19 protein-coding genes and 1 tRNA gene are annotated in these 23,739 nt (G+C 56.3%); 12 read left to right on the top strand and 8 right to left on the bottom strand.

Annotation, left to right across the window (positions count from 1 at the left end; genetic code table 11):
- Nucleotides 1-26: 26 nt before the first annotated feature.
- From L2D14_07050 to L2D14_07030, 5 genes are all read right to left on the bottom strand, one after another.
- Complete coding sequence (locus L2D14_07050) at nt 27-1,184, bottom strand: acyl-CoA dehydrogenase family protein (GenBank protein WNK01178.1); 1,158 nt, start codon at nt 1,182-1,184, stop codon at nt 27-29.
- Between the two features lie 94 nt (nt 1,185-1,278).
- Nucleotides 1,279-2,961 carry an AMP-binding protein gene (locus tag L2D14_07045; protein ID WNK01177.1) on the bottom strand — a complete coding sequence of 561 codons (1,683 nt, stop codon included), beginning with the start codon at nt 2,959-2,961 and terminating at the stop codon, nt 1,279-1,281.
- A gap of 15 nt (nt 2,962-2,976) precedes the next feature.
- Complete coding sequence (locus L2D14_07040; protein WNK01176.1) at nt 2,977-3,816, bottom strand: ABC transporter permease; 840 nt, start codon at nt 3,814-3,816, stop codon at nt 2,977-2,979.
- 17 nt (nt 3,817-3,833) lie between these two features.
- Nucleotides 3,834-4,760 carry an ABC transporter permease gene (locus L2D14_07035; protein WNK01175.1) on the bottom strand — a complete coding sequence of 309 codons (927 nt, stop codon included), beginning with the start codon at nt 4,758-4,760 and terminating at the stop codon, nt 3,834-3,836.
- Nucleotides 4,761-4,803: 43 nt separating this feature from the next.
- Nucleotides 4,804-6,345 (bottom strand): ABC transporter substrate-binding protein, encoded by a 1,542-nt coding sequence (locus L2D14_07030; protein WNK01174.1) that lies wholly within the window; start codon nt 6,343-6,345, stop codon nt 4,804-4,806.
- 239 nt (nt 6,346-6,584) lie between these two features.
- On the opposite strand from L2D14_07030, the gene L2D14_07025 reads away from it, so the two are divergent.
- A complete protein-coding gene (locus L2D14_07025) occupies nt 6,585-7,652 on the top strand; it encodes an ABC transporter ATP-binding protein (GenBank protein ID WNK01173.1) in 1,068 nt (355 codons plus the stop codon).
- A gap of 5 nt (nt 7,653-7,657) precedes the next feature.
- Nucleotides 7,658-8,668: a dipeptide ABC transporter ATP-binding protein gene (locus L2D14_07020; protein ID WNK01172.1), complete on the top strand. Its 1,011-nt coding sequence runs from the start codon at nt 7,658-7,660 to the stop codon at nt 8,666-8,668.
- A 174-nt stretch (nt 8,669-8,842) separates the two neighbouring features.
- Here the strand turns inward: L2D14_07020 and L2D14_07015 are convergent, their stop codons facing one another.
- Nucleotides 8,843-9,871: a helix-turn-helix domain-containing protein gene (locus L2D14_07015; protein WNK01171.1), complete on the bottom strand. Its 1,029-nt coding sequence runs from the start codon at nt 9,869-9,871 to the stop codon at nt 8,843-8,845.
- 136 nt (nt 9,872-10,007) lie between these two features.
- Between L2D14_07015 and L2D14_07010 the strand changes: the two genes are divergently transcribed.
- The 7 genes from L2D14_07010 to L2D14_06980 all read left to right on the top strand — a co-directional run bounded on the left by L2D14_07010 (nt 10,008) and on the right by L2D14_06980 (nt 20,459).
- On the top strand, nt 10,008-10,592 hold the full coding sequence (locus L2D14_07010; GenBank protein ID WNK01170.1) for an OsmC family protein: 585 nt from the start codon (nt 10,008-10,010) through the stop codon (nt 10,590-10,592).
- Nucleotides 10,593-10,811: 219 nt separating this feature from the next.
- On the top strand, nt 10,812-11,654 hold the full coding sequence (locus L2D14_07005) for an alpha/beta hydrolase (GenBank protein WNK01169.1): 843 nt from the start codon (nt 10,812-10,814) through the stop codon (nt 11,652-11,654).
- Nucleotides 11,655-12,032: 378 nt separating this feature from the next.
- Nucleotides 12,033-12,944 carry an agmatinase gene (gene speB, locus L2D14_07000; protein WNK01168.1) on the top strand — a complete coding sequence of 304 codons (912 nt, stop codon included), beginning with the start codon at nt 12,033-12,035 and terminating at the stop codon, nt 12,942-12,944.
- A 426-nt stretch (nt 12,945-13,370) separates the two neighbouring features.
- Entirely contained in the window at nt 13,371-14,672 is a 1,302-nt protein-coding gene (locus L2D14_06995; protein ID WNK01167.1) for a TolC family protein, read from the top strand.
- Between the two features lie 25 nt (nt 14,673-14,697).
- Complete coding sequence (locus tag L2D14_06990; GenBank protein WNK01166.1) at nt 14,698-17,406, top strand: FecR domain-containing protein; 2,709 nt, start codon at nt 14,698-14,700, stop codon at nt 17,404-17,406.
- Nucleotides 17,407-17,478: 72 nt separating this feature from the next.
- Complete coding sequence (locus tag L2D14_06985; GenBank protein ID WNK01165.1) at nt 17,479-19,182, top strand: ATP-binding cassette domain-containing protein; 1,704 nt, start codon at nt 17,479-17,481, stop codon at nt 19,180-19,182.
- Entirely contained in the window at nt 19,179-20,459 is a 1,281-nt protein-coding gene (locus L2D14_06980; GenBank protein WNK01164.1) for an HlyD family type I secretion periplasmic adaptor subunit, read from the top strand. Before L2D14_06985 ends, L2D14_06980 begins: the two co-directional genes overlap by 4 nt.
- A gap of 251 nt (nt 20,460-20,710) precedes the next feature.
- On the opposite strand, the gene L2D14_06975 is transcribed toward L2D14_06980, so the two are convergent.
- The gene (locus L2D14_06975; GenBank protein WNK01163.1) at nt 20,711-21,094 is read right to left on the bottom strand and encodes a hypothetical protein; all 384 of its coding nucleotides are present in this window, start codon (nt 21,092-21,094) and stop codon (nt 20,711-20,713) included.
- 470 nt (nt 21,095-21,564) lie between these two features.
- On the opposite strand from L2D14_06975, the gene L2D14_06970 reads away from it, so the two are divergent.
- From L2D14_06970 to L2D14_06960, 3 genes are all read left to right on the top strand, one after another.
- Nucleotides 21,565-22,080: a GNAT family N-acetyltransferase gene (locus L2D14_06970; GenBank protein WNK01162.1), complete on the top strand. Its 516-nt coding sequence runs from the start codon at nt 21,565-21,567 to the stop codon at nt 22,078-22,080.
- On the top strand, nt 22,077-22,793 hold the full coding sequence (locus L2D14_06965; GenBank protein ID WNK01161.1) for a DUF4135 domain-containing protein: 717 nt from the start codon (nt 22,077-22,079) through the stop codon (nt 22,791-22,793). Before L2D14_06970 ends, L2D14_06965 begins: the two co-directional genes overlap by 4 nt.
- A 96-nt stretch (nt 22,794-22,889) precedes the next feature.
- The gene (locus L2D14_06960) at nt 22,890-23,393 is read left to right on the top strand and encodes a DUF4135 domain-containing protein (protein ID WNK01160.1); all 504 of its coding nucleotides are present in this window, start codon (nt 22,890-22,892) and stop codon (nt 23,391-23,393) included.
- A gap of 234 nt (nt 23,394-23,627) precedes the next feature.
- On the opposite strand, the gene L2D14_06955 is transcribed toward L2D14_06960, so the two are convergent.
- Nucleotides 23,628-23,717, bottom strand: a tRNA-Ser gene (locus L2D14_06955).
- Nucleotides 23,718-23,739 lie beyond the last annotated feature (22 nt).

Here is a 23,739-nt window from a genome sequence, read left to right as displayed (position 1 = left end):
CGCAACGCCTGTGGCCCTGCCGCGCTTTAGTATTCCACCATTTCACGCAAGGTGTCGCGGGCGATTACCAACTGCTGGATTTGCGAAGTGCCTTCATAGAGACGAAATACGCGGACATCCCTGTACAGGCGCTCCACTGCGCTTTCGCTGATATATCCCGCCCCGCCGTGTATCTGCACGGCGCGATCGGCAATCCTGCCAACCATTTCCGACGCGAAGTACTTACACATTGAGGCCTGCTTCGTGACCCGCTGCCCCGCATCCCGGGCCGCCGCCGCCGACATGATCATCGAATGCGCCGCGTATTGATCCGTCACGGAATCCGCAATCATCGCCTGGATCAGTTGAAAATCAGCAATAGGGCTGCCGAATTGTTTTCTTGCGGTCGCGTAGCGAACCGATTCCTCAATCAGACGCTGCGCCACACCGACGCACCCGGCAGCCATACCAAGACGACCGCGATCGAGAACCTTCATCGCGGTCTTGAAGCCCCTCCCCTCGATCCCGCCAATCAACGTGCTGGCCGGTACGCGAACGTCATCGAAGTATACGTCACATGCCTTGGCGCCCCTTTGGCCCATTTTCCGATACGGTTCGCCGAGGGTGATCCCCGGCGTATCGGCATCTATAAAAAAGGCGGAAACGCCGGCATCGCTGCCGTCATCGGCGTTCGTCCGCGCCATGACGGTAAATACTTTTGCAAACGGCGCGTTCGAGATGAAGCGTTTTGAGCCGTTGATCACATAATCGCCGCCATCGCGACGCGCGATCGTCCGCAGGGACTTCGCATCCGATCCGGAACCGGGTTCGGTCAGGCAGAAACTGCCGACGACCTCACCTGTCGCCATCAGCGGCAAATAGCGTTTTTTCTGTTCTTCGGAACCATCGATGATAATCCCCTGGCTGCCAATGCCGTTGTTACTGCTGCAGACACTCCGAAACGCCGGTGCGGCACGGCTGAATTCAAACCAGACCTGAACTTCTTCCTCGGAGTTCAAGCCAAGCCCGCCATATTCGACGGGGATCGTCAGACCGAACATGCCAAGCTGGCGCATGCCCTCCATGATGTGTTCCGGGACTTCGTCGTTCTCGTCGACGGAGGCTTCTGCCGGCATCAGGGTGGTTTCCACGAAACGCCTGATCGTATCGATCAGTTGTTTAAAGGTATCTGGATCCAGCGCCATTTCTTGCCCCTTTTTTAAGGATCATATTGTTACATTATTTATTACAATAAGAGATACAAATTGTATCCCAAACAATCAAGTCATACACTATCAATCAATCGAGGCGCGGCACAGCGCCCGTATCTACAAGTGCCTGAGCGCGCTCCTGCAGCTTTTTTTTCTGAACTTTTTGTGTGCCCGTCATTGGCCAGTCACCGTCGAATGACACATATTTTGGTAGCTTGTAACCGGCGATCCCGGTTTTGAAGTGCCCAACGAGGTCTTCGGCACGTATCCGCTCGCCCGAGCGGCAGACGACGTATGCGAACGGCACTTCGCCCAAACGCGGATCGGAAACCCCGACAACGGCAGCCCGCAAGACTCCATCATGAGTTGCAAGATAAGATTCAATCTCACTAGGCGCGACATTGAACCCGCCGACTTTCAGCATCTCCTTGATGCGTCCCGTATAGACCAATTCGCCAAATTCGTTCAGATATCCCAAATCCCCGGTGCGGAACCGCCCGGCAGCATCGAAGACAGCAGCCGTTTCATCTGGTTTGTTGTAGTAGCCCCGCATCACCGTGTAGCCACTAACCCGGATCTCGCCGGCCTCACCGTCCGGCAGGTCCTCTTCGCTCTCCGGCGAAACAATGGACACCTGTACGCCCGGAAGCGGCCTTCCGGTAGCGCGTCGCCGCACCTCCATGGGCTCCAGATAACTGGTACGTGAAACGACATTTGTCGTCTCGGACATACCATAACTGTGAACGATCTGCGGCACGGCCATTTCGTTCAACAGAAAATCGAATGATGCCTCGGAAAGTGGCGCACCTGAACCGGTTCTGAGCGAGCTCAGGTCATACTTGCCCCGGTCCGGAAAATGCCGAAGGTCGTAAACAATGGAATCCGCAAAAAACGCCGACGATATGCGTTCTTTTTGAACGGCACGGCAGAAGGCCTCCGCATCAAACCGCGGCATCAGCACAAGCTTCGATCCATGGGTCAGTCCCTGGCAATGCGCCGCTACACCCGAAGCGCTGAAGGACGGGACGGTCAGCAGAAATGCGTCGTCGGGGGTCAGCCCAGTCATCTCGCCGGCATTGAAGTTATTTTCCACCAGCGCCCCGTGGCAGACCATGGCCCCCTTGGGTAACGACGTCGTACCCGACGTGTAGACCAGTTGTGCGACATCTTCCGGTCCGACGTCCGCGCTGAGTGTCGCCAAATCATCACCGTTGATCCCCGCTTGGGCAGCCGTATCCTCGATCACGGCAAAGTCATGCATCGACGCAGGCACTTGGGCCGCGGTGGAAATCACCACATTCCTAAGATGGGGAAAGTCCTTCGCTCTCCAGGCATGACGATCCTGCGACAGATAATCAGGGATCAGTTTTTCTAGTGTATCGAGATAACTGACGGATTCGAAGGTCGATGCCATGATCAGCACGGACGTATCCGACTGTGACAGCAGGTAACTGATATCTTCAGCCCGCAGCCGGGTGTTGATCGGCACCAAAATAGCGCCAATCGCCGGCACGGCCCATCTGGCCACCATCCATTCGAGGCAATCGGTCATCCACAGCGCAACGTGATCGCCGTGCCGAACACCTAACGACCGCAGACCATGCGCAAACCGCGCCACACGTTGCTGCAACGCCGCATACGTCAGCGATCTGTCACCATCAACGACGGCAACCTGTGGTGCGTATCTGGATGCCGCCCACATCAGGGTTTTTGGAAGTGTCCCTTCACGCAGTTCAAGCGCAAGCGGGGATGAGGAAGAGCGTGCGGCCATCTGCACCACCCCCGATCAGCGCTTGGAAAACTTCGGATCCAAAAAATCGCGAAGCGCATCGCCGAGCAGATTGATGGACAACACCGTCAACATGATCGCCATACCTGGGAAGGTAACGGTCCACCATCCAAGCTCAACATACTGCCGTCCATCTGCCACCATAATACCCCACGTCGGTGTTGGCGGCGGCACCCCGACGCCAAGGAACGACAGCGTGGATTCCAGAAGGATAGCGGCTGCGATTTGCAGGGTCGCCAGGACGATGACCGTATTAATGATATTCGGCAGGATATGCAGGAAAAGAACCCGGAACGGATTGCAGCCGATGGCATACGCCGCTTGCACATAGTCGAGTTCACGGATCGACAGCGCTTCCGCGCGCACCATCCGGGCAAAAGGCGCCCAATACAGTAAGCCGATGATAAAGATGACATTCAGCAGGCTCGGGCCGATCGTCGCCGCAACGGCCAATGCGATGAGAACCGCGGGCAGCGACAGGAACAAATCCGTTAGCCGCATAATCGCCTCACCGACCCAACCTTCCATCATCGCCGAGGTAATGCCCAGAAGGACGCCGATTACCATCGCCAGGGAAACCGAACTGATGCCCACCAGCAAGGAAACTCGCCCGCCATACAGAATTCTCGTCAGGATATCGCGCCCGAAAGCATCGGTACCAAGCCAGTAATCCGCATTCGGCGGCGTCAGGAACATGCTGAGATTCTGTTTTGTCGGGTGATACGGGGCAATAAAGTCCGCGAACAACGCACAGAACAAAACCGTCAATAAGAAAAACCCAGGAACGGCAACACGCCATTCCAGCAACCGGGACGAACGAATAGACTTAAGGTTCATGATCGACTTCTGCCCGATTATTTCTTCAAATAGCTGATACGAGGATCAAGGTAGACGTAGATGAAATCCACGAGCAGATTGATCACGAGGAACACGCCGCCCATCGCAAGAACGGACGCCTGAACCAGCGGGAAATCCCGCGCATAGACGGCATCGACGGCGATCTTTCCGATACCCGGCCAGACAAAAACGGTCTCTGTTACGACAGCGCCGCGCAAAATAGTCGCCGCCTGCAAGGCCGTGATGGTGAGAATCGGGATGGCACCGTTTTTAAAAGCGTGCACCATGATTACCCGCCATTCGGCGACACCCTTGCTGCGAGCTGTGCGAATATAATCCGATTCCAGCGCATCAAGCATGGCGGACCGCGTGACACGCATGATGGACGCCGCGACGAATCCCCCCAATGTGATGCTTGGCAATATAAGATGGTAAATCGTTCCATATCCGGATGTCGGCAGCATCCGGGCATACACCGCGAATACAAGAATAAGCAGAATACCGAACCAGAATGTCGGCATGCTTTGTCCGGTTAATGCGACAATCTTGCCGAAATTATCAACCCATGTATCCCGTTTGACCGCGGATATTATGCCGACCGGCAATGCCAGAAGAAGTCCGAAGATCATGGATGTCGTGGCTAACAGCAATGTCGCGGGGAACCGCTCAATGACGATATCGACGGCCGGTACATTCCACTTGATCGACATCCCGAAATCACCCTGAGCGACACGAGAAACAAACCGCCAATACTGGACCGGCAATGGACGGTCTAATCCATAATCCGCCCGCATTTGTTCGAGTTGGGCTTCTGTCGCCTCCGGGGGCGCCATTATCAGGACAGGATCACCTGATAATCGCGCCAACCCGAAAACAACCATACTTAGCAGAACCAATGTCAGAACGGTTTGAATAAACCGCTGATAGAAGAAACGACTAGACATAATGATTACGCTTCCAACAATTCGTTCTGCTTAATGTCGACACTTATTTGAGTGTCAACTTGTCGAGGTTCATCTGGTAACCGCTGCCAAGACTGGTAGACCATTCCTTTACACGCGGGCCAATAGCAAACGGCGTATTGCACCAGAATAGAGGCAGACCGGCATGACGCTCGTGTTCGTCACGCGCGAACTCCTGCAGAAGCGCACGGCGCTTCTCGACATCGGTTTCAACCAGCTGCTTTTTGAAGATCTCATCATACTTAGGAATACTGATGTTTCCCGAAGACCATGGAGACGTACTCAGGAACCAGCTTTCCATCGTTGCAGAACCGTCATCTGGAATTGAAGACGGGCCGTAGAAGACGTCCGGTTGTTTGCCGGCACGCATCATCTTCAACCAGGCACCAGTGTCATAGGGCTCGCGCTTGATCTTAAAGCCGACGGCCTCAAGATAACCGGCGATGGCTTCTTGAACGGCCGGAGCATTCGGCAGCGATCCGAAGGATGCGGTGTGAATGGCATCGGAGAGTTCCATCCCGGGTTTGATGCCTGCTTCGGCAAGAAGCTTCTTCGACTTGGCCGGGTCGTAGGAAATAATATCGAGACCGGGCAGATGGCCGAATGTGGCCGGGGTGAAAATGCCCGAGGCGGGCTCACAGACGCCGCCCAAAATATCATTCGCAATGGCTTTCAGGTCTATGGCATGACCGATAGCCAAGCGCACCCGGGGATCTTGCGATTCCGGGAATGACGTCTTGTTGAAGTAAAATCCCGACGTGCCGCTGTACTTCGAGAATATGATCCGTGCCTTGTTATCGGTACGAATTTTATTCAACAGCGGACCGGAAATACCCATCACGATATCCGCTTCGTCGCGAGTCAGCATTGCGTAGCGGGTGAACTCTTCCTTGACGAGGAGCTTCTTGACCAAGTCGACGTTAGGACGGCCGCCCCAATAATTGTCGAATGCACTAAACTCCGTCCACTCACCTGCTTTCGAGCCTTTCAACTTGAACGGGCCGGTGCCGATCGGAGCTTTCTGGAAACCTTCGGGACCAACTTTTTCGTAGTAGCTTTTCGGCGCCATGCCGACAGTCGCGTTTCGCACGCCGGTGAAGTAGCCAGGCCACGGGCCGGTCAGAATAAAGCGGACCTTGTTCGGCGCCAATACGACGATGTCCTTGATCGCATCCTGGAACGGCTTGCGATACGCGTGCTTGCTGTCACTTGCCCGCACACGATCCAGGGTGAATTTGACGTCTTCCGCCGTAAACGGATCGCCATTATGGAACGTGACTCCCTCGCGAAGGGTGAAGTCGATCTGCTTACCCTCATCGGATATGACCCAACTAAGGGCGAGCGCGGGTGTAATGCCCTCTTCGGTCAGATTGAACAGACCGTCATATATCATGTCTTGGGGCATAAAGTCGGTTGTTGCGACAAGAGCCGTCGGATCGAATTGCTGACGCAGAACCGGTTGTGCGACCACAATTTCATTTTTGTCAGCTGCCTGGCCAACGCTCGCGAACGCGCATATTGCGACCACGAGGATGCCAGACGCCGCTCTGAGCATCTGCATAACCATGTTACCTCCCAAAAGGTTCGCCCGATCATTCTTAAATGTGACCGGGCATTGAGTTAATGGAACCATATATTGATACCGTTATTCGAGGTAATTGTGTGACAATTTGCTTGATGCTGTCAATCTTTGTCATCATGATGTGAAAACTGAAATGACAAAGATGCGTAAATATTGCTCGGCTAGGCATGACCTCCGCGCTGATAATTAAAAAATAAACGCCGTCCGATAGGAAACAGAGGCCGATGGATTCTTCCAAGTCATCCGACAATTCCGAACAATTGGAACGGCAGCCTTCGTCCGACGAAATTGTGCTGACCGTCGACAATCTACAGACACATTTTTTTACCCAGCAGGGTACGCTTCCTGCCGTCGACGGCGTTTCTTTCGAATTGCGCCGGGGTGAGATCCTCGGTCTTGTCGGTGAATCGGGTTGTGGCAAAAGCGTTACCTCACTGTCCATTCTTCGCCTAATCCCCCCCCGGGCGGGCAAGGTCGTCGGCGGATCGGTCAAATACGGCAACGTTGATTTGCTCAATCTGGGGGAGAAGGAATTGCGCGATATTCGCGGCAATGAGATTTCCATGATCTTTCAGGAGCCGATGACAGCCTTGAACCCCGTAATGACGGTTGGGGATCAGATCATTGAAACTATCCGCATCCACCAGAAACTGCCGAAGGACGAAGCCCGCGCACGGGCCCTTGAAATGTTGAAACTCGTCAACATTCCTGCCCCGGAAAAACGCATCGACACTTATCCGCACGAATTGTCCGGCGGCATGCGCCAGCGGATCATGATCGCAATGGCGCTTTCATGTGACCCGAAGATTTTGATTGCAGACGAACCGACGACGGCTCTCGACGTGACCATCCAGGCGCAGATCATGGATCTTTTGCAGGAAATGCGGCGGCTTCTTGGGGCGGCGATCATCATGATCACGCACGATCTGGGGGTTATCGCCGAGATGGCCGACAGGGTCGTCGTCATGTATGCCGGTCGGATCGTCGAGGAAGCCCCGGTTCACGAGATTTTCAGCTCGCCCCTTCACCCCTATACTCAAGGCCTGCTGAAAGCAGTGCCCCGCCTCGGCGAAGCGGAATTGCCCGGTCAGGCCCGCTCACGGCTGAGCACCATTCCCGGCACTGTCCCCGCCTTGTCGGACCTGCCGAGCGGTTGCGCATTCCGCCCCCGTTGCGCCGCCGCAACAGCACGGTGTGAAGCAGAGCGCCCGCCACTCGAGCAAAAGGCCGCAGGCCACCGCGCCGCGTGCTGGAATACAAGTACGGACACTACATCCAATGGTCGGAGTTGATTCGCATGGAACAGCATGATTCAACCGCACCCGTGGCCGAAGCCAAGTCCAGAACACCGTTGCTCGATGTTAGGGGCTTGAAGAAATATTTCGCGGTCAAAAACGGTGTTCTGCCCAGCAGTAAAGACTACGTTTACGCCGTCGATGACGTTTCTTTTCATGTTGAAACCGGTGAAACGCTCGGGGTCGTTGGCGAGTCCGGCTGTGGGAAATCGACTGTGGGGCGCACGATTCTGCGCCTCATAGAGCCAACCGCAGGGCAGATCATTATAGACAATCAAGATATTTCAGCCGCCCCCCGCGCAGATCTGCGATCGTTTCGGCGTCAAATGCAGATTATTTTCCAAGACCCCTATTCCTCGCTCAACCCGCGCATGACTGCGGGCCAGATCGTCGGCGAGCCGTTACGCGTGCATAACATCGCCAATGGCTCCGAGATCAGGGACCGTGTCGCGGATTTATTCGAGCGCGTCGGCTTGCGCAAGGACCAGATCAACAGATACCCGCATGAATTTTCTGGCGGTCAACGCCAGAGGATCGGCATCGCCCGGGCGCTCGCCCTGGGACCGAAGCTCATCATAGCAGACGAACCTGTATCTGCTCTCGATGTCTCGATCCAAGCGCAGGTGATTAACCTGTTGATGGACCTTCAGGACGAATTTGGTATTGCGTTCCTTTTCATTGCCCACGACCTCTCCGTCGTCGAACGCTTAAGCCACCGAGTCGCCGTCATGTATCTGGGTCGCATCGTTGAAATTGCTGACCGTAAGAGTCTGTTTACGAACCCACAGCATCCGTATACGCAAGCGCTGCTTTCTGCCGTTCCCGTCCCTGACCCGAGCATAAAGAAAGTTCAAAGGACAATCCTCAAGGGCGACATACCCAGCCCTATGTCACCACCGCCCGGATGCATGTTTCACACTCGTTGCCCGGTCGCGAAGGCCTCATGCAAAATAGATGTGCCTCAGCTCAAAGAGGTCGCACCGGGGCATCAAGTTTCCTGCCATCTCAGATAGCGTACGCGCCGGATCTGCCAGCAAACCGAGACGAGTTCGCCCAATACATCTGATTTGTCCCCAAAAGCGGACAAGTTGGCTGGTTACGCAAACTATCCGCTGCTGACCCAGAGCGGTCTTAGCTGTAAGAGTGTAGATTAAAATATTGCCTATTATCGAGCTCATACAGCGTACCTATTCAGCACCTTCATGGAGGCTGAACATTCTACGGTAGGCGGCTGGTGTCAGCCCAGTGGAGCGCTTAAAGATGCGGCGGAAGAACGCCTGATTTTCGTATCCCACCTCAGCGGCGACATCGTCCACCGGAATGCTGCAGGTTTCGAGCAAACGCTTTGCTTCCTCAACACGTAAGTTTTGCACCCGTTCAATCAAAGTAGAGCCGGTCGCAACTTTGAAACGGCGTTTCAGACTACGCTCCGGGACCGACAAGGCGGCAATTGCCTTTGAGACAGTATCGGGCTCACGGAAATTGGCGGCGAGCCAATTTTCTGCACTGCGCACAATAGAGTCTGCATGAGGCTGATGGCGGATCAGACTTTGGAATGGCAACTGTCCTTCGCTATGCCACTTGAGCAGGTAAACCTTAGCGATCCGCAAGGCTTCCCCTGGGCTGCAATGACGGGCGATTATATGGAGTGCCAGATCGTGCCACGAAGTCGTGCCGCCGGCTGTCACTATCCGCGCCGTTTGGTCAGCAATAACTAAGTTTGGGACTGGATTGAAATGGACTTCAGGAAAACTCTTGAGGAACAAATCCTGATAGCCCCAGTGCGATGTCGCTTCGCGACCGTCCAGCAATCCCGTAGCGGCGAGAAGAACGGAGCCTGAACACGCAGTATAAATCATGCTGCCGTTCTCATAACAGCCGCGAATCCACTCTTTCAGGTCAGCGTAGCGATCCCTCATATCATCCGTAGGCAACAACCATAATTCCGGCAGGATCAGGATTTTAGGCGCTAGAATCTCCTCAATAGTCAAATCGGGGGTGACCGGAATTCCATTCCCGCATTTGAACGTTTTGCGGTCACGCGAGACAATTCGAGGTTCAATCATGCGAGGACCGGGGTCCTCGCCGACCAGTTCCCGCCAGAGCGTGCCGGTTGAAGCCAGCACATCGACCATGCCGTATAGAGCCGAACCAGCCGTTTCGGGAAGGGCCAGGATCACCGCCTCAATGGGCTTCGGTTCAAGCAATTTGTTCATAAATACGATTTTGGCACAAATGGATCTTTTTTGGCAAATAGAACACTAACATTATGCACCTCCAGCCCTTAGCTTGCTCGCCATTAGCCGGGTCGACCAGCGGCCCAGTATCACCCCAAGAGACGGAGTCAAGACAATGACGACACAGAACGCGCTCGCCCAACAGGCGACCCATTTGAACGGTTTAGACATTCAAGCCGCCACTGACACGATCAATGCACTGAAGGCTGATCCCAGCCTTGCAAAATTTCAGTTCCGCGCCCGCAACACCTGGATCAACGGTGGGCAGAATCGATCTTCGATCCGCGATTTCTATGGTGCCGGGCAAGAAGACACCTCGCGCACCGTTCCATTTGAGTTCACCAACGGTGAACCGCCCGTTTTGCTCGGCAACAATGAGGGTGCCAATCCAGTGGAATTTCTGCTCCATGCCCTCGCGGGTTGCGTAACGACGACTTTCATCCTGCACGCAATGGCCCGTGGCATCGAAATCGAAGAATTGTCAACGGAACTTGAAGGTGACATGGACCTGCAGGGCCTTCTCGGACTGGATGAAACCGTGCCGGCTGGATATGAGCAGATTAATATCCGCCTGCATGTTCAGGCTAACTGTTCGGATCAGGAGCTTGATGAGCTTCTCAACTATGCCAAGCAGCATTCGCCGGTCTGCAACACCGTTTGCCGACCGGTTCCCGTGGTCATCGAACGGATCGAGAGCTAATACAGGCGGCGATATCGGACATCACCAGGGTCATGGGCGTGGTTGCCTCTGCAACCCGACATCATACCCGTAGATATCCCCGGCAGCCTGTTAGCGGTTCCGGGGATATCGAACCGATCCAGGAAATCGTCTGCTTGCCCGCAATTTCAATCGCCATCAGCAACGAAGAGCCTGACGCGCCGGGCTGCTTTACCGACACTAGAAAAGAGGATTGCCGCCATGAGACATTTTAACATCAACAATTCCATCATATCTGTGTATGACCATGGACAAGGTGAGCCCATTGTCTTTCTGCACAGTTCCGCCAGCAACGCCGGTCAATGGAACGGTGTTTTCAAGCACCTGCCAGACACCTATCGCGTTATAGCACCCAATTTATTGGGTTATGGCTTCAGCTCTGCATGGAGCGGTCCCGGTCACATGCGGATTGCTGACGAAGCTCGCAACGTTATCGCGTTGATCAATCGCCTTGGCATTCGCGCGCACTTGGTGGGACATTCCTTCGGTGGTGCCGTGGCTATGCATATTGCCAAGTCGAATCCTTGTTTGCTGCAAACTTTAACGCTGATTGAGCCTAGCGCATTTAACGTTCTTGCTAGCGGGACGGCAGATGACAACAAGTATCACAGTGAGATACTTGCCCTTGCCCAAGACGTCACCGAAGCCGTCGAAGCACGGCTGTACCGCGCAGCGGCACAACGCTTTATCGACTATTGGAACGGCACCGGCACCTTCGATGCAATGCCGACTGAGCGTCAGAAATCAACTTGCGCTGCCATGACGAAAGTCGCGATGGAGTTTGGGGCATTGGGCGCCGAACCGCCGTTTGTGACGTCGGTTGAGGATATCGATATTCCGACCTTGATAATCGCGGGCACGCGGTCTCCAAAATCGGTCCGGTGCATAAGTCGAATTCTCAATGAGAAATTGAAGTGCGCCCGACACCGCACGATTGCCAATGCCGGACACATGCTGCCGATTACGCATCCAGTGGCCGTAGCCGAACATCTGAAGGATCAATTTGCCAAGCGAGACCCTGGTCACATTCACCGAACCGCTTGACAATTAAAACATAGGAACCAGAAAGAGCGGGAAACGAACTTTTTCCTACTCTTTTTTTGGCCACCAATAGTTTTCGTAATCTTTACCTTAGTTTCCGCTCATGGCTACAAGCGGACGTTCTTGACGACTGCGGATTTTGTCTGCTTCTAGCCATGTGCAGACATTGAGCATGGCCGCACACCCGTCGATAGTGCGGACGAAATCTGGATGACGGGTATCTGCGTCGCTGTTAATGTCATCATCCATCTTAATTGGGGAAACCTGAGCTTGGATTGATGTCCCCAGCGAAGGCAGGGGGCAATTTCCATGTACTCGGACGACAAATCAGGCGACCTGAATACCCCCCACAGTCTGGGCCGATATAGAAAACGTGGCCTTGTGACCACGAACGATCTGCGACGGTTTGTCGGCATTCCGACATTTTTACGCCTGCCGTTGATCGATAGCGTCGAGAAGCCCACGATCGGTATTGTCGGCGTTCCTTATGATGGCGGGGTTGCACGCACACCGGGCACACGCTTCGGTCCGCGGGGTATCCGCAATGCCTGCTGGCGTTCGCCCGAATACCATCCGGACCTCGACGTTGCCTTGTCCGAGCAGAATTCGGTTGTCGACTGCGGTGACATGCTGATTTCGCCGATGCGCGTATCCGATGCTCTGCAGACCATCGACAACGAAATTACGGATCTTCTGGCGGCAGGGATTACCCCTGTTGCCGTCGGTGGCGATCACGGCATCACCTACCCGATCCTGCATGCCATGCACCGGGTCCACGGAAAAGTTGCGGTGGTGCATTTCGATGCCCATTCAGACACCCTTGAAGGCGGTTATACCCATGGCACGATGTTTCGCCATGCCGTCGAAGAAGGGCTCATTCATCCGGATAAGTTCGTTCAGATCGGCATCCGCAAGACGTATAGCCGAACGGATTTCGATTTTCAGGACAAACACGGCATCCAGGTCATCAGCGTCGAAGACTTGCAGGAAATGGGCCCCACAGGCTTAAGCGAACAGTTAAGACGCCTGGAAGGTTATAAAGTATACGTGACCTTCGACATGGACTTCGTCGATCAGGCCCATGCGCCGGGAACGGGCAGCCCGGAACCCTGTGGGCCGACCAGTGCAGAAGCCCTCGCGTGCTTCAGCGCCCTGAAGGGACTCGATATTGTCGGCTGTGACCTGACCGAGGTCTCGCCCCCCTATGACGTCCGTGACCTGACCTGTTATCTGGCCAATCTGGTTCTGTTCGAGATGACGGCACTGCTGATCGCGGCCGGAAAATCAGGTTAGCAGAAGGCTTGAAGGTTTCCCCCTCTGGTTTGAGGAAGGCCGGGATTCCGGCGTGACAAGCAGTGGTGGCAGTATCTCCGACAAGCACTTGGCTGCCAATTTGTCGGCGCTCGCCAAAGGCCTGCTTAAAGACCATAAACAAACGCGATGCCGCGGCCTCTAGCCGGTCAGCTTCTAGCCGTTTGCAGCCATTGGATATTGGTCAGGGTCGCCGTCCCAACTTAAAAGAAAGCTGTAACCTTGGATCGCGGGCTTTCCTTGAATCAAATATTTGATGCCGGCCGCTTGGTGCCGCAAGCAGCGCATGCAACCTTTAGTGTATTGCCTTGGATGGTGATATTTTGTACATACTACAGTAGTATAAAATTGCGATTCCAATCGCTTTTACATTCTTTGGCGGGGCAGAGAAATTGGGGGCCTGTTAGAATGTTCCGATTAACTGCCAGTGCTGCTTTGATCGCCGCTTTGGTTTCTTCGCCGCAGTTCACTCATGCTGCGGAGCTAAAACCGACGATTGAGCAACTTTTGAACGATCACAAGCGGATCGCAGCCGCTGCGGCTGACCTGGAAGCTGCAAAGCAACGTTCGAAAACAGCCGTGGGCGACTGGTATCCAACTTTGGACGCGACCACGTCTTACGGCTATGAAGAACAGAATAAAGGCAAGGGCACCGATGACACGGCGATGCCGCCCCGCGTTCTTGAACTTTCACTGACCCAGCTGATTTACGATTTCGGCGCCACTGAAGCGGCCATCGACCGCAGCCGCGTTGAGGTGACGCAGGCAACACATACGCTGGAATCAACGCGGCAGGGTCTTTCGCTGGAAGCGCTGAACGCGCATCTGAACGTTCTGCGCCAGCGCAAGTTGCTGCGCTTCAATCAGGGCTCGATCGCCAACGTCAAACGTCAGATGCAGCTAGAAGACGCGCGCGTGCAACGCGGCTCAGGGCTGGCGACCGACGTTTTGCAGGCAAAAAGCCAGCTTGCCGGCCTGGAAGCCACGCAAACCCGGATCAAGGGGGCGCTACGGAATGCAATCAACCGTTATCGGGCGGTATTCGACACCGAACCGCCCGTATCCGAACAGAACAAAGCTGTAGCGCTGCCACGTGTGCCGGTAGACCTGCTGCCGCAGGATCTGGATTCTGCGATCAGCACCGCGCTGGAGGAGAACCCGCAGCTCAAGGCAACCTATCTGGGGACCCTGGTTACCAAGCAGAACGTTATTGAAACGAAAGCCGACGAGTTCTATCCGACCATCAGCGCGACGGCGGAAAAAAACCTCAAGCGCGACGAAGGTGGCACGGTCGGCGGCAAGCAGGAAACCCTGTTCAAGGTCGAAATGACGTATTCGCTCAACCTCGGTATGACGGGTACGAACACATTGCGCGCCGCCGAGCTGACGCACGACGCGGGTATCAGCCGCTTCAAGGAGGAACGCGACCTGGTTGAAGAACGGGTCCGCAATGCCTGGACCGATCTTGAAACGGCACGTCTTCGCTTCCAGCAACTAAACAATCAGACGGATATCGCGAGCGAGTTCCTTGAGCTGGCGCGTCGTGAACGCCAGCTTGGCAACCGCTCGTTGATCGACGTGCTGGCCGGTGAAACCGCGCTGATCAATGCGACCAGCGACGCCGCGTCGGCGGAGGTCGATGTCCTGCAGGCAGCATACCGTCTGTTGTCCGCAATGGGCCGTCTGACGCCCGATGCGATAGACGGATAGTTTTACGATGAGGGAGTCCGCGTAAATGGATGGCAATCCGCGGTTCGGCCCCGACGCTCCTGAAGTTGATCTGATCGAGATCGCACAAGCCGTGACAGGTGAACCGATCGGGCAGGTCGACACGGCCAATGGCGATGCCGTAATCATTCGCGCCGACGGCGAGACCGTCACCGCCGAAGCCGGCACGCCGGTCTTTCTGGGCGATGTCGTCCAAACCAGCGGCGAGGGGTCCGTCGGGCTGATCTTCGTCGACGACACCACTTTTTCCCTCGCCGAAGACGGCCGCATGACCATTGACGAACTGGTCTACGATCCGGCCACGAACGAGGGTTCCTCGGTTTTCAATGTCGCCAAGGGGGTCTTTACGTTCGTATCCGGCGAGATTGCAAAATCATCCGTCGATGCCATGAAGATTGAAACGTCGGCGGCGACGATCGGCATCCGCGGTACTGCCGGCGGCGGCCGCGTCATCAACCCGCAGGCCGACGACCCGAACTCGCCGTTGCCGCCAAGCGGCACATTTTCCAACTTCCGCGATCCGGTGACCGGCCAGGCCGGGGAAATGAACATTTCAACGCCGACGGGCTCGCAGACACTGAACGGCGTCAACGCCACCACCAGCGTGCCGAACCCGTTCGTGCCGCCGAGCACGCCCGTCGTACTGCCCGCAAGCGCATTGCAGGCCGTTTTCGGCAGTTCAATCGCCGCGCTGCCGACGCCGCCGTCCCAGCAGGGCACGGGAGAGGACGGAGAGAATATCGGCGATACCCTCACGACCGGGGACGCCCCCGAGGGCGCCGGCGCCCAGGCCGAGGCCGAGGCGGCGGCGGCCGATGCGTTCGCCCAGGCCCTTGCCGACGGCGTCGATCCGGTCGCAGCCCTCGCGATCGCGGCGCAAACGGCGGAACTGACAATATCGCGCTTCGGGCTCGATCCGACGCAGTTGGATACGTTTACCGTTCAAAACGCCATCGACGACGTCATCAGCGGCATTACGAATACGATTGTCGGTGATCCGACGGCGCTTATTTCCGGCGGTGGCCTGGCAACGTATAGTGCGCTCATCGGCGCCCAAACCGGGAACGAGGTGATCGATCAGGCCGTTCAGCAAGTCGTGCAGCAGGTGGCGCTCGCCATCGGCCAGAATATCAACGAGCAGATTCTGGCTGCGGTCGGCGATACGACGGATGACGTGCCGCTGGTGAGCATTTCCGAGGTAACCATCGGCCATAGCGTCAGCGGGACACAGACGGTGATACTAACGAACGGTGCCAACGACGTTATCACCGGGAGCACCGGCACAGACACGATCACATTGATGGGCGGCGGCGCCAGCCAGGGCGGTGGCGGCGATATCGTCGATCTGGACGACGGAACGGACACGCTCATTCTCAATTCGACGACGAATACGCTGGCGTTTTCCAACGTCGAAACGCTGCAGTTGGCGTACAACTCGACGTCCGACATCTCCGACGTGCAATCGCTGACATGGCAGACGGCCGGCAACCTGACAATGGCCAACCAGGATGCCTCGACGGCCGGGCCGCGCGCACCCTTCGCATTTTTGGGGAATGCAACGAACCAGAACCTGACGCTCAGCTTCCAAATGAACACCACCAACGCATCAAATTCCAGTATCGACCTCGGCAGCGGAACCGATAGCGTCACCCTTGCCGCCGGCACGAACACGATCGCCAGCGCCGCCAATGTCGAATCCTGGCTGCTGTCGGCCGGCACGAACACCTTCACCCTCAGCCCTTCGTCGAGTGGGGCATCCATCACCGGCAGTTCCGGCGCCGACACCGTCTCCATCAACAGCGCAGACGGCACGACCTCGGTAAGTCTGGCCGCCGGCAACGACGTGCTTGCCGTCAACGGGATGTCCAGCGCGCCGACGTTCGACGGTGGCGCCGATACGGATACGTTCCGCCTGACGACGGCCGCGTCGCTGGCGGATGCGAACTTTGCCAATTTCAGTAATTTCGAAAGTTTCCAGTTCGGTGCCGATGCAACCTACAGCATTACGGCGGGCAGCAACTTCGATACCGGCTTCAACAATTCCGGCATCGCCGTCGGGTTCAACACCGGCATCACCAGCGCCACGGTTTCGTTCGACGGCTCGTCGCTGACGAACGCCCTTTCCTATTCCGGGAGTGCAAACACAGGCACCAACAACGTCACCGGCAGTTCCGCTGCCGACACCATCGTGACCGGGTCGAACACCGACACCATCGTTTCCGGCGGCGGTGCCGATACGATCACGGGCGGCGGCGGCGCCGACAACATCACGCTCGGGGCCGGCAGTCAGCACCTGAACTATGACCAGACGGGCGATTTCGGCGATACGATTTCAGCCTTCACGGCGGGCGGCAGCGGTGATGTCATCGATTTCAATGTCAGCGTCAGCCGGGGGACAAGCAATGTTTTCGAGGCCCTGGCGACGGGCGGTACGGTCCAAGCCAATACCGCAGTCGTCAGTTACACGACGGACGTGGCCGGCTACACGACCGCCAGCACGGTCGCGACCGCGCTCAACAATCTCACGGGCCTCAGCGCCGGAAACACGATGCTGTTCGCCGTCGGAGACGGCACGGATAGCCGGTTGTGGTATTGGGCGGACGGTCAGGTCACGGCGGACGGCACCGTCGAGTCCGGCGAACTTTCCCAGGTCGCCGACCTGTCGAGCGTCAACAACGACAACCTGACAGCCGCCAACTTCGACGGCTTCTCCTGACCCGCCCGCAGCAGCATGCCGCGTTGAAACCTGCAGGTCGCGAAATCCGCGTCTTTTCAGTATAGTCAGCCCATGCGTGCGATCCTTGCCCGTCTGTTTTCCCGTCCCGGCCTCGGCTTCGAGTTGCTGGTTGCGACGTTGTTCGCCAACGTCCTGGCGCTGGCGGCGCCGATCTTCGTCATTCAGGTGCTGAACCGTTACGTCGCGTTCGGGGTCGATACCACACTCGCGACGCTGACCGCCGGCGCGGTCATCGCCGTCGTGTTCGAGTTCGGTTTCCGGCGTGTGCGCCTCAAGCTCGCGCAACGCGCCGCGCAGCCGTTTGACGACAAAACCGCCGAGACCGCGCGCAACGCCTTGCTGCGTACACCGTTCGCCGTTTTTTCGATGTTTACCGACCGGGCGCGGTTTCAGGCGGCAAGCGGGCCGGACACCATCCGTGCCGCATACGGACCGGCAAACATGCTGGTCATGCTCGATGTGCCGTTTGCGCTGCTGTTCATTGGTGTGCTGGCGCTTCTGAGCCCGACCCTTGCCATGATTGCGAGCGGCTTCGCCGTTGCCGTTCTGTTGCTGGGCTTTGTTGGGCAGACAATGCTGAAAGCGCCGGCCGGCACGCTGGAGCGTACAGGCGCCATTCGTCAGAAGCTGACGCAATCGGCGATGCGCGCCGCCGACACCTTGCGGCTTTTTGACGCAACCGGATGTATAGAACGCCGCTGGCGTCAGTCCCGCGCCGAGAGCGACACCGCCCAGGCATCGTTTGCATCCAATCAGGATTTCATCAGCACGGTCACGCAGACGCTGCAGTCTTTGTTGACCGTCACCATGATTGCCGTCGGCGGATACCTTGTGGTTCAGGGCCTGTTGGACGTCGGCGCATTGATCGGTGCGAACATTCTGGCCGCGCGCGCGATCATGCCGCTCGGGCGTCTCGCGGGCATTCAGCGTGCCTTCGCCGTCGCTGCACAAAGCCGGCTTGTTCTGGATGAACTGGAGACGGTGCAACCCGAACGGCGGGGCGGCGTCGAATTGCCCGGGTACACCGGCGCCATCTCGCTTAAGGATACGGCCTTCGTCTATCAGGGACAGCGCGCACCGGTATTCGAACATTTAAGTGTCGATGTCGCACCGGGGCAGACACTGGCGGTCAGCGGCCCGAACGGCAGCGGAAAATCGACGGTCGCACAACTGATCACCGGGCTCAGGACGCCGACCCGGGGCAATATCCTGATTGACGGCACGGACCTCGAACAGGTCTCTCCCGCCTGGTGGCGGCAACAGATTTCATACCTGCCGCAAGAACCGAAATTCCTGCCGGGAACGGTGCGCGAGAATTTGTTGGCCGCGAACCCGGCTCTGGACGAAGCCGGTCTCAACGCGTTGATCGCCGCCGCCGGGCTCGGCCCGTTTATCAATGCCAGCACCGAAGGCCTCGACATGGAAATTCGCAACGGCGGCGACCACCTTGCACTCGGTATCCGTCGGCGTCTGGCGCTGGCGCGCGCGTTGGCCGTCGGTGGAAAAATTCTGATCGTCGACGAGCCGACCGAGGGACTGGACGAGGAAGGCCGCGCACTTGTCTACGCCGCCATGAACGCGCACGCACAAAAAGGCGGCACGATCATCGCCTGTTCCTTCGATCCCAACATCATCAAGGGCGCGGAATGGGTGATTGATCTTTCCTCCAAGCCGTCGCCGCGCGTCACCCGATTGCCACGCCCGACGAACATGGGCGCGGGCGCGCAACCGCGTGTATCGGAGGCCGGCGAATGAGTCCCGAACAAAGGCAATCAGGCGCTGCCCCCCACCTTGTGCTCTGGCTGATGGTCGGGCTGGTGTCCGCTTGTATTGCCTGGGCGCTGATCGGGCGGCTCGACGTCGTGGCGACGGCGCAGGGCGAGGTTGTGCCGTCGACACAGGTCAAAAGCGTGCAGCATCTGGAAGGCGGGATCGTCCGCGCCATCCTTGTTCGCGAGGGCCAGCGTGTTGGTGCGGGCGAACCGCTGATCGAGCTCGACCCGGTGCGGTCCGACGCAGACGTGGCGCAACTGACGGTGCAACTAACCAATCTGAAGATCGAGATTGCCCGGCTGGAAGCGGAATCGGCGGGTGCTGGCCGGATATCGTTTCCGGGGGGCATCGCCGAGGCCTATCCCGAGCAGACAAGCCGCGCCCGCGAACTGTTCGCCAGCCGCCGCGCGCGCATCGAGAACCGGATCGAATCGCAGAATGAACGAATTTCACAACGCCGCGACGAAATCAAAGCGATCGAAGGCCGCATCGCCAGCAACAAAGGCCGGCTCAAGCTGGTGCGCGAGCAGATCAAGATTTCCGAAGGGTTGATGGAAGATCAGCTTTCGAACCGAATGAATCATCTGGACCTTCTGAAGGAAGAAGCCGCGCTTGCGGCGCGCGTCAGGGATGATCAGGCCGCGTTGCCCCGTGCGCGCTCCGCGGCGAAGGAAGCGGAAGCAGATCGTGAAGAAATCGACGCGGAATATCTTGAGGGCGTGCGTGAAGCTCTGTCCAAGGCAAAGGGGGACGCAGGCGAAACGGCAGCGCGGCTCCGTAAGTTTGAAGACGCACTGAAACGCACCGTTCTCCGCTCGCCGGTCGCCGGCGTCATCAAGACGCTGCATGTCGCGACCATCGGCGGCGTCGTGCAACCGGGCCATCCGGTCGTCGATGTCGTGCCGCAAGGCGACAAGCTGGTCATCGAGGCGCGCCTGCCGACCCGGGACGTCGGTTACGTCCAGACCGGACAGCCCGTTCAGGTGTCGCTGGCGTCGTCCGAGGCGATCCGCTTTGGACGGATTGTCGGCGAGGTCGTCAACGTCAGCCCGGACACCATCGAAACGCGCGACGGCATTCCCTACTACAAGGTGCGCGTCGAAACCGACCAGACCTATTTCAAAAGCGCGCAACTTCGCTATGCGCTGCTGCCGGGCGTCCAGGTCGCCTGTGCGATCCGCACCGGCCAGCGTTCCGTCATGGCCTATATTCTCGACCCGTTTTTGACCTCAATTCAAACGGCGCTCAGGGAAAGATAGGAATGAGCTGTCGCAGTGCCCCATCACCCCATCAGGGAACGCACTTCGGAAATTTGGGTGTGGATGTCTGATATGGGTCATTAACAGCCATCGCCGTGGTGGCTAGAGCGTCTGCTTTGGCCTCGGGGCCGTCGTTTAGCTAAGAATAACAGTCTTTCAACCGCATGAGGACGGCAAACCAAGTCTATATCTTCCCTGGACGCGGCCATCCGGAAAAACCGATCTCAACGCGACAGTATGCACGAAGGGTATCAACTTGGATTGAGGACATCAATTTGGACCCGCGCATCTATGGTTACAGTGCCAATGATCACGCCGCCAAGTTCGATGCTGATGTGCACTGACAGCGCTCTCGCGTACTGCCTCGCAGACAAAACAAAACCTAGTTTCAGAGAATTGCCACCTAATTCATTATTATGCTTGTCTCGGCTTAATATACCGATGGCATCAATCTTCTCTTGAAGTTGAATATACGGTTTGTCTTTAGGGTCAATTTCACCGAAATCCGTATCTGCTGGATATTGCAAGTCGTCATCCCAAATGAGCATTTCTTTGTAGTCTGACCATGCCAATCGAAGTTCGGCCTCGTTAAGCCCTTTTCTCTCGGCTACTTGTGGAATTGTACTGTTAGTCATTCCGTTGTCTAACCAACGCGGCGCATGAAATTTGAGAACCCCCCGCCCTTGCGCACTCCTCCAATGCTGTCTGCTTGATGGCAGGCGCTCTTATTTATGAAGACGGTCTGAGATTGCGATATTCGCGTCCAGGACGACCGCAAACGTCATCGGCGTTATGTCGGGATCTTGCAACTCCGGCATCGCCTCTAGGAACAAGCACAGATCCTAGAGCACAGCCGAATCTATGAATATCTCTTTCGCCATCAATACTACTTTATAGTTATTTTATGCAACTTACTTCTATCGACTTGCCTCATAGCAGAGCAGATACTTTTAGACAGGAACTGATGCGCTTTTGCGTGTCTGGTTGTCGAGAACCAAGCCCGCTATGCGAATGCGGCTATGCCGCGACATGCCGTATCGGCTTCTCTCAATGCAGGGTTTGTTACGAAAAACCAGTTGTCTTGTTGTATGCGAGAGCGAACCGGATGCACGAGAAAACGAATACAGAACCCCAATCAAAACATGAAGGGAAAACCATGCAGCAAGATAACAGCAATCATTACAGGATCCTGCAAACGACAGACAACGTCTCAAAGGAAGAACTCATTGATCTATACGTATCCGTGGGTTTTGGCGAGCGTCGCCACTATGAGCATCTGACGGACATGGTCGAACGGATGTTCGGCGACGGCGTGTTCGGTTTCTTCGTTCACCAAGATCAACATCTAATCGGAATGGCGCGGGTCTATAGCGACGACACCTCCGTATCCTGGATTGCAGAAATTGCAGTTCGGCCGGATCGGCAAGGAAGCGGCATCGGCAGCGCGATATTGAAGGCCGTAAATGAACGTTTTGGTCATACCGATCTCTATGTTCAACCGTTCACGGGCCAACAGCCGTTTTTCGTCAAAGGCGGCATTCCCGCCCGCCCGCAAATGGCGGTCTGCGGGCGCGCATCTAATCTTTCGATAGCGGATCGAGGTGGAGAAAACAGCTCATGAGAGCGCGATATACAACAGCCATCACTCCGGAGGGTTGGCAGTGTCCATACCAATTGAGAGTTAGCGGCTTTAACGAAACGGACACACGCGATTTTATCCGCAACGACTTGATATCTATCGTCGCGCCGACATTGCATGCGCCGACTGGTACGGCGATAAACGAAACTGGAAACGGCCCCTTAACATTGGATTTTGGGTGCCTCAACGAGGTCGTGGAGCGACGGTATTGTGATTTAGGAAAGGCACTACGCAAATCTGCGCTCGCATGCACTGAGGCGACATGTATTTCCTCCTTCCCTGCATTGAAGAGTTTCAAACCGCTTGCCGATGACTCACATCAAGGTGGGGCACGCCCTTTGTTGTTGAGCGGCGATGCGACGTCCCTTGTCCTGAAGCATGCGGATCCCCGCCCATACCGCTGTTTGGCGGATATTCTCAGCCAGGTATCGACCGGCCTGCAAACCGATTTACGGATGCCGGAAATCATATCGTCCCCGTCTAACGACTGGTATTTCATTCCGTATTTAACGACAACGTCTCGCGCAACCAATCAACCGAAACCGTTCATGTACGCCGTTGGTATTTTGACCGCTGTCGCCTATGCCCTTCGGATCGTCGGTCTGCATATGGAAAATATCGTCATTCACGGCCAGCGTCCCGTGATCATTGATCCCGAATGTATATTTTCAAATTTCGCACCCGTTACTACGTAGGAACGCTTATTAAGCACCGGCCTCCTTAGCCACAACGCACTTCTCTCGGCGCTACGCGGCGGCGGTAAAGGGAATGCGAGGCTTTTCCAAATTGGGTTGCAAATCAAAAGCGGCAAAGCAGTCTCATACAAAAAACCGTCACCGACGTTTCACAACAGAATAGTCAACAACAACGGCAACGAATGGGACCCCGCCGATTTCCGCTCAACCTTCAAGAGCGGATACATCGACGCGATGCGCTGGATGACGAACAATGCAGCCCTCCTTACCGACATCATTGACGATATAGCTTCCGGAGATTTTCGTATTCGATATTTGGTCAGAAAGACCCGCCTATACAGCATCACCACCCATATGCTGAACATCCCAGCAGGAGAACTTTACCCGGCCTGGAGGGAAAGCGTCTTTCGTCGTTTCGCAAGCGCGGGGCACTTCACGGAATCGGTATCTCAAAAACTTTTACGTGCGGAACTTCATGATATGGACCGGCGAGATATACCGTATTTTTGGGTGACCGCGAACGACAACTGGGTTTTACATGAAACCGGAGCCGTTCAGACGACGGAATCGAGAACGTCACCCAAGCAACAGGCGATCTAGGATATTCGGGATTTGCGCAAAATCGACTTTGCAGAACATATCGATGTGTTGAATGAATTCTTCGATACCGATGTCAGAGCGCGAGCCTAATGCTCTTTGGCTCCGATTCCTCGCGCAGGGTTGAGATTCGAATGCGCAGATGTTGGCGCAAGCGATAAGCTGAGCTCAATCCCTTATATTTCAACATGTATAGAGAGTTTAGTGAATGGCTGTGAACACGTGCGAACGCATAAATGGCGGAGGGGAAGGGATTCGAACCCTCGATACAGTTTCCCGTATACTGGTTTAGCAAACCAGCGCCTTCAGCCACTCGGCCACCCCTCCACGCGGGTCCGGCGCCCCAATC

It is taken from the genome of Thalassospiraceae bacterium LMO-JJ14 (genome assembly GCA_021555105.2).
Classification (GTDB): domain Bacteria; phylum Pseudomonadota; class Alphaproteobacteria; order Rhodospirillales; family Casp-alpha2; genus UBA4479.
This window is presented reverse-complemented; position numbering and strand designations above follow the sequence as displayed.

What these genes read in the sequence shown, in the direction of transcription:
- L2D14_07050 (WNK01178.1), bottom strand. Translation starts at nt 1,184, where the DNA reads ATGGCGCTGGATCCAGATACCTTTAAACAACTGATCGATACGATCAGG.
- L2D14_07045 (WNK01177.1), bottom strand. Translation starts at nt 2,961, where the DNA reads ATGGCCGCACGCTCTTCCTCATCCCCGCTTGCGCTTGAACTGCGTGAA.
- L2D14_07040 (WNK01176.1), bottom strand. Translation starts at nt 3,816, where the DNA reads ATGAACCTTAAGTCTATTCGTTCGTCCCGGTTGCTGGAATGGCGTGTT.
- L2D14_07035 (WNK01175.1), bottom strand. Translation starts at nt 4,760, where the DNA reads ATGTCTAGTCGTTTCTTCTATCAGCGGTTTATTCAAACCGTTCTGACA.
- L2D14_07030 (WNK01174.1), bottom strand. Translation starts at nt 6,345, where the DNA reads ATGGTTATGCAGATGCTCAGAGCGGCGTCTGGCATCCTCGTGGTCGCA.
- L2D14_07025 (WNK01173.1), top strand. Translation starts at nt 6,585, where the DNA reads ATGGATTCTTCCAAGTCATCCGACAATTCCGAACAATTGGAACGGCAG.
- L2D14_07020 (WNK01172.1), top strand. Translation starts at nt 7,658, where the DNA reads ATGGAACAGCATGATTCAACCGCACCCGTGGCCGAAGCCAAGTCCAGA.
- L2D14_07015 (WNK01171.1), bottom strand. Translation starts at nt 9,871, where the DNA reads ATGAACAAATTGCTTGAACCGAAGCCCATTGAGGCGGTGATCCTGGCC.
- L2D14_07010 (WNK01170.1), top strand. Translation starts at nt 10,008, where the DNA reads ATGACGACACAGAACGCGCTCGCCCAACAGGCGACCCATTTGAACGGT.
- L2D14_07005 (WNK01169.1), top strand. Translation starts at nt 10,812, where the DNA reads ATGAGACATTTTAACATCAACAATTCCATCATATCTGTGTATGACCAT.
- L2D14_06995 (WNK01167.1), top strand. Translation starts at nt 13,371, where the DNA reads ATGTTCCGATTAACTGCCAGTGCTGCTTTGATCGCCGCTTTGGTTTCT.
- L2D14_06990 (WNK01166.1), top strand. Translation starts at nt 14,698, where the DNA reads ATGGATGGCAATCCGCGGTTCGGCCCCGACGCTCCTGAAGTTGATCTG.
- L2D14_06985 (WNK01165.1), top strand. Translation starts at nt 17,479, where the DNA reads ATGCGTGCGATCCTTGCCCGTCTGTTTTCCCGTCCCGGCCTCGGCTTC.
- L2D14_06980 (WNK01164.1), top strand. Translation starts at nt 19,179, where the DNA reads ATGAGTCCCGAACAAAGGCAATCAGGCGCTGCCCCCCACCTTGTGCTC.
- L2D14_06975 (WNK01163.1), bottom strand. Translation starts at nt 21,094, where the DNA reads ATGACTAACAGTACAATTCCACAAGTAGCCGAGAGAAAAGGGCTTAAC.
- L2D14_06970 (WNK01162.1), top strand. Translation starts at nt 21,565, where the DNA reads ATGCACGAGAAAACGAATACAGAACCCCAATCAAAACATGAAGGGAAA.
- L2D14_06965 (WNK01161.1), top strand. Translation starts at nt 22,077, where the DNA reads ATGAGAGCGCGATATACAACAGCCATCACTCCGGAGGGTTGGCAGTGT.